The organism is Actinomycetota bacterium (assembly GCA_040757835.1).
Classification (GTDB): Bacteria; Actinomycetota; Geothermincolia; order Geothermincolales; family RBG-13-55-18; genus SURF-21.
The window spans coordinates 61,004-71,823 of sequence record JBFLWJ010000001.1; the positions used below are offsets into that span (position 1 = coordinate 61,004).

A 10,820-nucleotide genomic window follows, 5' to 3' on the forward strand; every position below is an offset into this window, starting at 1 on the left:
CACCGGCCGGCTACATTAGGAGGGTATGGGGCCAGGTCTTGTTTCTTGGATCATGGAGCCTTGATGCCGTTTTAAAAGACCTGCTCAATGGGGTATTATGTTACAAAATATGGCGTTACATACCAGGGTATCCAAAAAACAAGACCTGACCCCTTAGACCCTAGAGTTTGAAGCGGGCTTTTGCTTTCGACACCGCTTCCTCGGAGAGGTACATCCCGGCCGCGAAAAGCCTGCTCAGCTCGGGATAGGAGGAAAGCTCCAGGTACTCGATGCCTTTAGCCACTTCCTCTGCCTCGGCGCGGGCGCCCGCCGAGAGGAGCATCGAGCAGGCACCGGCGCCCGCGGCGTTTCCCACCTGGTTGACCAGGGAGATGGGGACGGGGGGGAGAATCGCCAGGGAGACGGCGTCGGTGGGGTCGATATAAGTGCCGAAGGCACCGGCGATGACGATCTCCTTCAAGTCCTCATGTACCATGCCAGCTTCTGCCATAAGGGCATCAACGCCCGCCCTGATGGCGCCCTTGGCCTTCTGTATCTCGCGTATGTCGCCCTGGGTGATGGCAACCCCTCCGGAGCCGTCCGCATCCTGGGAAGAGAGGAAAAAGACGGGTTCCCCGCCGCGCCGCTCGATAAAGGGGCTGCCCTCCAGCATGCGGCCGGAGGCGTCGATTGCCCCTATCTCCATGAGAGACGAGAGCACGGAGAGGATGCCCGAGCCGCAAATACCCCGCGGGGCGGCATCCCCGATGACCGTGAGCTTTGGCCTGCCCCCTGCGGGATCGACGCTCACCCTTTCGATGGCGCCGTCTCCAGCACGCATCCCCTGACTGAGCCCACCTCCCTCGAAGGCGGGTCCGGAAGCGCAGGAACACGAAAGCGTGCGCCCCCCTGCGTGCAGCGCCACCTCGGTGTTGGTGCCAATATCCAGGAGCAGGCTGGGCTGCGGCCTCTCCCACAGGCGCGCAGCGGTAACCGCGGCCAGGTGGTCGGAGCCGACGTAGCCGGCGATGGGGGGCGGCAGGTAGACGACGGCGGCCGCATTGAGGAGCAGCCCTATATCCCTGGCCTTCACTTCCAGGGGCAGGTCGGTGGCGGGGAGGTAGGGGCTCATGGCGAGCTGTTCGACCGGCAGGGCGAGGAAGAGGTGGTGCATGGCCGTGTTTCCCACCAATACCATCTCATAGATGTCCTGCCGGGACCGGTCGGCACCATCCAGCATCCCGGCGAGGGCGGCGTTGATGCTCTCCACCGCCAGCCGTCCGAGACGGGACGCGTCCCTGTCAAGGGCGTACTGGATACGGGTGACGATGTCCTCGCCGCGCGTCACCTGCGGGTTGACGATGCCGTGACTGGCCAGCAAGCTTCCGTCCGCGAGGTCGTAGAGGAAGAGGGCGATCTTGGTGCTCCCCAGGTCCACGGCGAGGCCCAGGGGTGTCCGCGCCTTCGCGAGCAGCCCGAGGAGTTCTCCCTTGCGGTAAACGGCACGTACGGCACCCCGCTCTTCGCGCAGGCGGGCGGGGAGAGAGCGCAGCCCCTCCAGGTCGGCCCCGGAGATGTCTTCCTCCGGGGAGACCGCGCGCAAGGCCTCCAGCACGCGCAGGTGATCGGAGCCGGGGTCGCCGGGCAGGTCGGGCATCTCCACCTCGAGGTCGTGGTGGCGGACTACCGGGTCGAGGCCGCTCACCTCCAGCTCGCATGCGAGCTGGAGCCTCTGTGGAGCGGCCAGGGAAGAGCCGGGTATCTCTATGGTCAGGTCGCCCTCGGGATAGACCTGACAGGCCAGCCTCTCGCCCCGGTCCAGCTGCCCGGCGGTGAGGTGGCCGTCTTCCTCCAGGCTAGGTTCGGTCACCTTTCCCTCCAGGATGCGGATGCGGCACTTGCCGCAGGAACCTATGCCCCCGCAGATGCTCTCAACCTCTATACCCGCCGCGTGCAGGGCGGTCAGGAGGTCCTGGTCGCCCGGGCAGGAGAAACTCTCTCCGCCGGGCTGCAGGGTTATGGTGTATTCCACGGCGCCCTGCCCGTCATGTCTTATGGGCCCGGTAGTACTTGAGGTAAGCGCGCCCCATGCGGTCCTTGCCCAGCAGGAAGTCGGCGGCGCGGATGGAGAGCACCAGGTCCGGCTCCAGGGGGTTGACGATGGCCGCGGCCAGGCCGGCCTCTACGGCAAGGCAGAGGAAGGCGGAGTTGATGACCGGCCGCTCCGGCATGCCGAAGCTGATGTTGGAGGCGCCCAGGGCCACCGGACACCCCAGCTTTTCCCGGATGAGGGATATGGAGCGCAAGGTGACGGTGGCCGCACCGCTCTCGGTGGCGGCCGGGATGGTCAGGCAGTCCACCAGGATGCGCTCCGGGGGGATGCCGAAGGCCGCAGCGCGCTCGACGATGCGCTCCGCCCTGGCCAGGCGCTCCTCGGCGGTGGCCGGTATGCCCCCCCGGTCCTTGGTCATGGCGATCACGTAACATCCCGTCTCGCCCACCAGGGGCAGCACGGCGTCCATGCTCTCGTTGTCCGCGGTGACGGAGTTGACGATGGCCTCCGGGGTGCGGTAAGAGGCCAGTGCCGCGGCGAGGGCGGCGGGGTCGGCGGAGTCCACGCACACGGGCAGGCCGGTCTTCTCCGCCACCGCCACCACCAGGCGGGGCAGCAGCGCCGCCTCGTCCACCCCTGGCGCGCCCACGTTCACGTCTATATAATCGGCCCCCGCCTCTGCCTGGACGGCAGCGTCCGCGAGCGCACGGTCCAGCTTGCCCGCGCGCAGCTCTTCGGCCAGGGCAGCGCGCCCGGTGGGGTTTATCCGCTCTCCGACGATCACCGTCGGGTCGCCTGTTGCGAACATGAAGACTCCTTTCGATCACGCCTGCTCCGTGGCATCCGGGCCCGTCTCGATTATATCAATAGAGCGGTCATCGGTTTCCTCGCCCGCGGCGGTCTTACGCCGGGGAGAACGGGCGATATCGCGCATGACCATGATAAATGCCGCTCCTCCCACCAGGAGCCCGAGGTAGAAGTCGATGAACCGCCAGATGAGGGTAAGCAGGCCCGCCACGCCGATGTCGGGCAGGACGCTCTTGTAGACGTACAGGAAACCTACCTCGCCTATGCCGCTGCCCCCGGGGGTGGGCACGAAGGGCATGAGGATGTGTACCACCAGCTGTGCCACCACCGCCTGCCAGAAGTACGAGCCGTACCCCAGCCCGACCACGGCGACCGGGATGGCCAGAAAACCCGTGAACCAGTAGAGCAGGGTCAGGACGACCACCGCCACCAGCCTGGCCCTTCCGATACGCGCCAGTTGCCGCAGGGAGGCTGCGAATGACTGTATCTCGCCTCCGAGCCGCGAGAGGAAGCGGCGGTACCAGTCCCGCTTGCGCAGGAAAGCGGGGGAGTGATCGAGCAGGGTCTTGCCCACGGTGTCGTGGGGTCGCAGGATGGCCCACAGCACCAGCGCCAGGTAGAGCAGGCCGACGGCCAGGGCGGAGAATAGGACCCCCTGGATGGAGAGTGACAGGTCGATGAAGCTTCTGGCGATCCAGATGGCGAAGGGGAAGAGCAACATGAGCAGAGCGGTGGAGATGCAGGCGCCGAAGGAGACCACCGCCACCGCCTCCCCCGCGCCCAGCCCGTATTCGTAGAGAAAGAGCATCTCCCCGGTGACACCGCCCGCCCGCAGGGGGGTGATGAGCCCGGTGAAATAGCCGGCATAGACCGTTTTGAAGATGTTGCGCCAGGGCACGCTCTTGCCCGTGGCCACCACGAGCATTTGCATGCGCACGACGGACCAGAGCCAGCGCCCCAGGGAGAGGGCGGCGGCCAGGACCAGGTAACCGGGAGAGAGGTCCGAGAGGGCGCTGAAAGTGGCCCGGTCCAGGGTGGCCAGGGAGATGACGATGAGGGTGGCGGCCGAGAGGGCCACCGCCAGCACGAGGCCGCGGCGCAGCCTGGAACGGTCCAGGGACCTCTCCTTCTCGAACCGCTTCTCCTCTTCCATAACGGCATTTTACTCCATGCGGTAACGGTACGCGGCGGGATGAGCTGACTCATGGCACCGGGGCCGTTTACATACCATAATTTACTAAGAGAAGAGAGCATATGAAGCTGGGCCGGGATGTTTCCAGTGGTTCAGAGGGAAAGATAAACAGTGAGTCTCCAAGCGGCCGCCCGGCAGGGGGGCCGCGGGCCTTAGCGGGAGTTGAGAACGGTGGAGGAGAGCGGGAAGAACGGCGAGGAGAACAGGGGCGATGCCGCCAGGGTGGTCATCAACGTGGGCGGTATGACCTGCGCTACCTGTGCGACCAAGGTCGAGAAGGCGCTGCAGGGGATGCCGGGCGTGGACAGTGCCGCCGTGAACCTCGCGTCGGAGAAGGCCACCATATCCTTCCGGCCCGGCGAGACCGACGTGGAGAACATCGTCGGCGTCATCGAGGACCTGGGTTATCGGGCCGGGCTCGAGAAGGCCACCTACGAAGTAGAGGGCATGACCTGCGCCTCGTGCGTGGCGCGGGTGGAGAAGGCTCTCTCCGAAGTGGAGGGCGTGGCCAGCGCGGACGTAAACCTGGCCACGGAACGCGCGACGGTGACCTACAACCCGGAACTGACATCTTACGAGAAGATGGCGCGCGCCGTGGACGCCGCCGGCTACCGGCTGGTGGCCACCGCGGAGGGCGAGGAGGCCCTGGACCGCGAGCGCAGGAGGCGCGAGCGGGAGACCAGGCTGCTCAAGATAAAGCTGGTCTACAGCGCCGCGTCGGCGGCGGTGATCATGCTCCTCTCCATGGGCGCGATGCACATCCCCGGCCTGCAGGAGATCCCCGAGCGCACCCTCTTCATCGTCCTCTTCATCCTGGCCACCCCGGTGCAGTTCTGGCCCGGGCTGACCTTTTACCGCGCCGCCTTCAAGGCAGCCCGCCACGGCACCACAGATATGAACACCCTCATCGCGGTGGGCACGACCGCGGCCTACATGTATAGCGTGGTGGCCACGTTCTTCCCTTCCTTCATCAGCGGTACCGGGCTGGAGCTGGCGGTCTACTACGACGCGTCCGCCACCATCATCGCCCTCATCCTGCTGGGCCGTTTCCTGGAGGCGCGCGCCAAGGGACGCACATCCGAGGCCATCCGCCGCCTCATGGACCTGCAGGCGCGCACCGCGCGCGTGCTGCGGGACGGGCGGGAGCTGGACATCGAGGTCGATGAGGTGCGCGTCGGCGATATCGTAGTGGTGCGCCCGGGCGAGAAGATCCCCGTGGACGGCGTGGTCACCGAGGGGCGAAGCGCCGTGGACGAGTCCATGCTCACCGGCGAACCGCTGCCGGTGGAGAAGGCGCCGGGAGACGAGGTGACCGGCGCCACGGTAAACGGGACCGGTTCCTTCCGTTTCCAGGTGACCAGGGTGGGCGGGGATACCGTGCTGGCGCAGATAATCAGGCTGGTCGAGGAGGCGCAGGGAAGCAAGGCCCCCATCCAGCGCCTGGCCGACAAGGTGGCCTCGGTCTTCGTACCGGTGGTCATATCCATCGCCGCCGTCACCTTCCTGGTATGGTTGCTGGCCGGACCGGAACCGTCCTTCAACTTCGCCCTCATCAATTTCGTAGCGGTCCTGGTCATAGCCTGCCCCTGCGCCCTGGGCCTGGCCACGCCCACGGCCATCATGGTGGGCACGGGCAAAGGCGCCGAGTTGGGCGTTCTCATCAAGGGAGGAGAGGTGTTGGAGACGGCGGGGCGCCTGCAGGTTGTGGTCTTCGACAAGACCGGCACCCTGACCTGGGGTAAGCCGGTGGTCACCGACGTAGTAACGGTTGACGGCAGGAGCGAGGAAGAACTGCTGTCCCTGGCAGCCGCCGTGGAGCGCGGCAGCGAACATCCCCTGGCGGAGACCCTGGTCGAGGAGGCGAAATCGCGGGGGATCGCCCTGGGAGAAGCCGGCGGCTTCAGGGCCATACCGGGCCGGGGCGTGGTGGCGAGCATGGAAGGCATGGAGGTCAGGCTGGGGAACGCAGCCCTCTTGGCCGATGCGGGGTTGAGCCCGGGCGGACTGGAAACCGGAGCGGAGGAGCTGGCACGCGGCGGCAAGACCATCGTCTATGCCATGGCGGGCGGAGAGTTGCTGGGCTATGTGGCGGTCGCGGATACCTTGAAACCACATGCCGCGGAGGCGGTTGAAGCCCTGCGAGACCTGGGCGTGGAGGTGGTCATGCTCAGCGGCGATCGCCGTTCCACCGCCGAGGCCGTCGCCGCCCAGGTGGGCGTCGACCGCGTTCTGGCAGAGGTGCTGCCCGCGGACAAGGCGGCGGAGATCGCCCGCATCCAGTCCGAGGGCAAGGTCGTGGCCATGGTGGGTGATGGTATCAACGACGCGCCCGCCTTGGCCCAGGCGGACATCGGCATGGCCATCGGCACGGGCACGGATGTGGCGCTGGAGACCTCCGACATCACCCTTATCTCCGAGGACCTGCGTAAAGTGGCGACGGCCATCGAGCTTTCCCGGGCGACCCTGCGCACCATCAAGCAGAACCTGTTCTGGGCGTTCATCTACAATGTCATCGGTATCCCCATCGCCGCAGGCGTTCTCTATCCCATCTGGGGAGTGCTGCTCAACCCCATCTATGCGGCCGCCGCCATGGCATTCAGTTCGGTGTCGGTTATCAGCAATTCCCTGCGGCTGAAACGTTTCAGGGAGAAGGGCGGAGGACGGCGGGCCGAGATGAGCGAGGGGAAGGAAGATGAGAGCGGAAAGGAGGGACCCGAGATGATGGGCAAAGCGATAGACCCGGTATGCGGGATGAAGATCAATAAGAAAGATGCGGCCGCGACCTCTGAGTACAAGGGCAAGAAGGTCTATTTCTGCAACAGGATGTGCAAGGAGGAGTTCGACCGGGACCCCGAGAAGTTCGCCGGCGAGGTAAAATAGACGCGCAGGCAGACGGCGGCATGCGGGCGGCCGTGAAGGTGAGAAAGATGAGCGAGATGAAGGAAAGGGCCGGAGGGAGCAACACAGGGGCAGCATCACCCCCTGATCTGTTCGACTACCCGGCCGCCACCCGCGGGATGCGTGAGGAGGGTACGGTGGTGGCCGTGCACGGCGATATAGCCGAAGTCCTGATGAGGCGGAGCCGCGCCTGCGAGGGATGCGGGTCATGCTGCGTGCTGGTAGACGACGACACCATGCTGGCGGAGGCGAGCAACGCCATCGGGGCGAGGAAGGGAGACCGGGTGGTGGTAGACCTGCCGCCGAAAGTGTCCATTCGCGCCGCCTATGTCCTTTACGGCATACCGCTCCTGGCCTTCTTCGCCGGTCTGGCTGCAGGCGGACTGGTGAGCTACTACCTTCTGGGCTGGGGCTTCAGCGTGCCCCTGGGGCTTGTCCTCGGAATAGGTTTCCTGGCGCTCTCTTATTTCCTGTTGTCACGCGTATATGCGCCAGGCACCCGCGCTTCCTCCCGCTACCGGCTGGTCATCACCAAGGTGCTCTGAGCCGATGCGCTTCCGCGATGCATATCTCCCGAGGTTTGTAATATACTCGTGGGCAAGGGGGTATGAACTTGGTCGACAGGATAGAGCATCTGTCGGGTGAGGGCGTTCCGGTTCCGCGCGGCCCCTACACGCCGGCGGTGGTCTGGGGTGACCTGGTATTCGTCTCCGGCCTCCTCGCGGTGAGGCCGGACGGCGAGGCGGTGAGCGGGGACATCCGCGAGGAGGCGATGATCGTACTGCGCAACCTCAAGGGCCTTCTGGAGGCGGTAGGCAGCGGCCTGGAGGAGGTTCTCTCCGTAACGGTCTATCTGGGGGATATCGCCGACCTCGCTGCCTTCAACGAGGTCTACGAGGAATACTTCAGGCCGCCATACCCGTCGCGTTCGGCGGTGGGCGTGTCCCTGCTGGAACCGTTCCGGGTCCAGCTCTCGGCCGTGGCCTGCCTGGACAGTGCAGTGTGAACCGGAAGTACGAAGGTATTGCCGCCCGCACGCGGCGGTGAGGCCGCTGCGTGAAGGAGGGAGGGGAGATGAGCAGAGTCGCGGTCGTCCACGCGGATAAGGACCTCGATGCGGCGGTGGAGGAGGTCTTAGCCCCGTTCGGGGGGGCCGGCGCTGTCCTGGGCAGCAAGCAGGACGTCTTCATCAAGGTCAACGGCGTCGATTACAAGACGCACAGTTACACGGACCCGGCGGTCGTCTCCGCTGTCGTGAGGCAGTTCAAGAAGGTCGGCGCCCGCGAGGTCTACGTCATGGAGAATACAACCCAGGCGAACTTCACGCGACTGGTGTTCCGTATAACCGGGATCGAAAAAGCCGCCAGGGAGGCGGGAGCGGTCCCCCTCTTCCTGGACGAGGGGAAACAGGCGGAGATAACCCTGCCCACCCTGGGGTACAAAGTCCACGTCTCCCGCTGGATAAAGGAGCGGCTCATCGACGACCGCGCCAACAACCTCTATTTCAGCCTGCCCAAACTGAAGACCCATTCCATGGCCACGGTGACCCTGGGGGTGAAGAACCAGTTCGGCCTGATCATGCAGAAGGACCGCATCCGTGACCATAACTACAAGCTGCACCGCAAGTTCGCGGACATCTACTCCGTGATCCGGCCCGATTTCACCCTCATCGAGGGCATCTATGCCATGAACCACGGCCACGATTGCGCCGAGGGCCTGGTGGGCAGGTGCGCCGAGCGTCTCGACGTCCTCATCGGCGGAGACGATACCCTGGCGGTGGACGCCGTGGGCTGCGATATCATGGGCATCGATCCAAGAGAGGTGGAGCACCTGAGGCTGGCGGCCGAGGACGGTCTGGGCACCATCGACCTGGGCAGGATCGAGGTGATAGGCGACCGGGAGCCTTTCCGCCGCGAATACACCTGCGAGATCCTGGACGTCTATCCCGATGACGTCCCGATAATCGAGGGCCGGGAACGCTGCTGCCCCGAGGGCTGCAACCTGAACACGCGCATGGTCCTGCAGTATCTCTTCGTGGACATGCAGGGCAGAGGCGGCTTCACCATCGTAATGGGCAAGGGCCTGGACCAGGCAGAGCTGGAGAAACTGGAGGGAAAGGTCCTCCTGGTGGGCGACTGTGCCATCGAGGAGGCGTACGCGGGGCTCAGCCGCAGGCTGGGCAGGAAAGCGGTACGCGTGGCGGCGGGCTGCAACAACCTGCGTGATGTCCTCGCAGGCCTGATCCCACTCATGAAGGTCGACACCCTGAAGCTGGTGCCGCTTCCGGCCATGCAATCGCTCGGCCTGTTAGTGAACGCACGGCTCCACCGGACCACGGCGCGCATCACGCCCATCATCCCCCGCTAGGGGAGGAGGGTACCGTCGCCGCCGTGATGGCTTGCACGGCTAAAGCGGGGTTATACTGTAATCAAACCGCGGTCGGCTCCAACACCGGCCGCCTGTTACGCAGGGCACGGGATAGGTCCAGGGAGGTGCGTTGGAGGAGCGGGTACTAACGCGCAAGGACAAGGCCAGGTTCACCCGGGAGGGTTTTCCGGAGAGGCTTTCGCCCGTGCGCCGGAGGCGGGATCCAGTCCTCTGCGTGCCCGGCTTCCTTCGCTTCAATTTTCTGTCCACGACGCTGCGCAGGCGGCTGAAGAACCTTGATTTCGAGGTGTATACCATCCGCCTCCCCAACTTCGCGTCCAGCGACGTGCGTAAGGGTGCACGGATCCTCATGGCCAGGATGGAGGAGCTGAGGGTCCTGCTGGGAGTGCGGCGGTTATCCCTCATCGGCCAGGGCCTCGGCGGGCTGGTGGCCAGGTACGCGGTGGAGCGGATGGGGGCAAAAGACTACCTGGGGCGATTGATCATGCTGGGGACGCCCAACCACGGTTCAGCGACCTTCTATCCCTTCTTCATCTTCAAGGCTGCCCGCCAGAGCTTTCCCTCCAGTTCTTTCCTGAAAGAGCTCTCCGCTGCTTACCAGGACATGATGGCGGAGGGGACAGGATTGCGCTACGCGTCGTTCTATACCTCGAAGGATCTGGCGGTGGTGCCATGGGCGAGCTGCCGCCTGGAGGGGGCGGAGAACATACGTGTGGGTTGGTTCTGCACCCATATGGGCCTGGCGCGTTCCAGCAACCTCGTGGGGATACTGGCCGGCATGCTCGAGGGGGAGGAAACGGAGACGGAGAGCTACATGAACGAGGACGAGGATGTCCTGCTGCGGGAGCTGGTTCAGTCGCTGCAGGACGAGCCCGACGATGAAGGGGACCTCTTCCGGCGCGGCAAACTCCTCATGGACCGCGGGTATTACAGCTGGGCGGAAAGCGACTTCACCCACCTTATAAAGCTGCGCCCCGACTTTCCGGAAGCATACATGTACCGCGGCAAGGTCCTGCGCAGCAAGATGAACTACGACGAGAACCCCATATACAACCGCGCCATCCGCGATTTCAACCAGGTGATCAGGTTGAAACCGGGCTGGGCTGAAGCATATTACGAGCGCGGCGTATGCTACGCTCTGCTCAACGACTGGTCGGATGCCGTGGACAGCTGGGACCGTGCCCTGCTCCTCAACCGTGACCTCTACCCCGCATATCTTGCGCGCGGCCTGGGCAGGAGAAAGAAGGGCGATGTCGCGGGGGCGGTGGAGGACTTCACGGAGGTCCTGCGCATCCAGCCCGATGAGCCAGAAGCGCTACGGTTCCTCGCCGACATGGGCAGGTGATGCTCTAGACTCATGTGTTCGGGCATATTGCATTATCCGGCCCGAGCCTCCAGGTAACGGTCCCGCTCGCAAGGCCTCACGGAGACCGACCTGGTAGTTCTCGGGCAAGTGTCTGTTCAGACGAATCTCGCCCGAACACATATCGTCCCGCGTTGTTG

8 protein-coding genes are annotated in these 10,820 nt (G+C 64.9%); 5 read left to right on the forward strand and 3 right to left on the reverse strand.

Annotated elements, in window-relative coordinates; translation table 11 throughout:
* Window positions 1-160 precede the first annotated feature (160 nt).
* From AB1384_00295 to AB1384_00305, 3 genes are read right to left on the reverse strand one after another with little or no spacing between them, the layout of a single operon-like run.
* Window positions 161-2,011 (reverse strand): ASKHA domain-containing protein, encoded by a 1,851-nt coding sequence (locus tag AB1384_00295; GenBank protein MEW6552710.1) that lies wholly within the window; start codon window positions 2,009-2,011, stop codon window positions 161-163.
* 13 nt (window positions 2,012-2,024) lie between these two features.
* Window positions 2,025-2,840, reverse strand: coding sequence for a dihydropteroate synthase (locus AB1384_00300; protein ID MEW6552711.1), 816 nt, complete (start codon window positions 2,838-2,840; stop codon window positions 2,025-2,027).
* A 15-nt stretch (window positions 2,841-2,855) separates the two neighbouring features.
* Entirely contained in the window at window positions 2,856-3,992 is a 1,137-nt protein-coding gene (locus AB1384_00305) for a lysylphosphatidylglycerol synthase transmembrane domain-containing protein (GenBank protein MEW6552712.1), read from the reverse strand.
* Window positions 3,993-4,202: 210 nt separating this feature from the next.
* Between AB1384_00305 and AB1384_00310 the strand changes: the two genes are divergently transcribed.
* The 5 genes from AB1384_00310 (at window position 4,203) to AB1384_00330 (ending at window position 10,662) form a co-directional block, all read left to right on the forward strand.
* Window positions 4,203-6,911, forward strand: coding sequence for a heavy metal translocating P-type ATPase (locus tag AB1384_00310; GenBank protein MEW6552713.1), 2,709 nt, complete (start codon window positions 4,203-4,205; stop codon window positions 6,909-6,911).
* Between the two features lie 47 nt (window positions 6,912-6,958).
* The gene (locus tag AB1384_00315; protein MEW6552714.1) at window positions 6,959-7,474 is read left to right on the forward strand and encodes a SoxR reducing system RseC family protein; all 516 of its coding nucleotides are present in this window, start codon (window positions 6,959-6,961) and stop codon (window positions 7,472-7,474) included.
* 62 nt (window positions 7,475-7,536) lie between these two features.
* Window positions 7,537-7,935 (forward strand): RidA family protein, encoded by a 399-nt coding sequence (locus AB1384_00320; protein ID MEW6552715.1) that lies wholly within the window; start codon window positions 7,537-7,539, stop codon window positions 7,933-7,935.
* A gap of 68 nt (window positions 7,936-8,003) precedes the next feature.
* A complete protein-coding gene (locus AB1384_00325) occupies window positions 8,004-9,296 on the forward strand; it encodes a DUF362 domain-containing protein (GenBank protein MEW6552716.1) in 1,293 nt (430 codons plus the stop codon).
* 130 nt (window positions 9,297-9,426) lie between these two features.
* Window positions 9,427-10,662, forward strand: coding sequence for a tetratricopeptide repeat protein (locus tag AB1384_00330; GenBank protein MEW6552717.1), 1,236 nt, complete (start codon window positions 9,427-9,429; stop codon window positions 10,660-10,662).
* Window positions 10,663-10,820 lie beyond the last annotated feature (158 nt).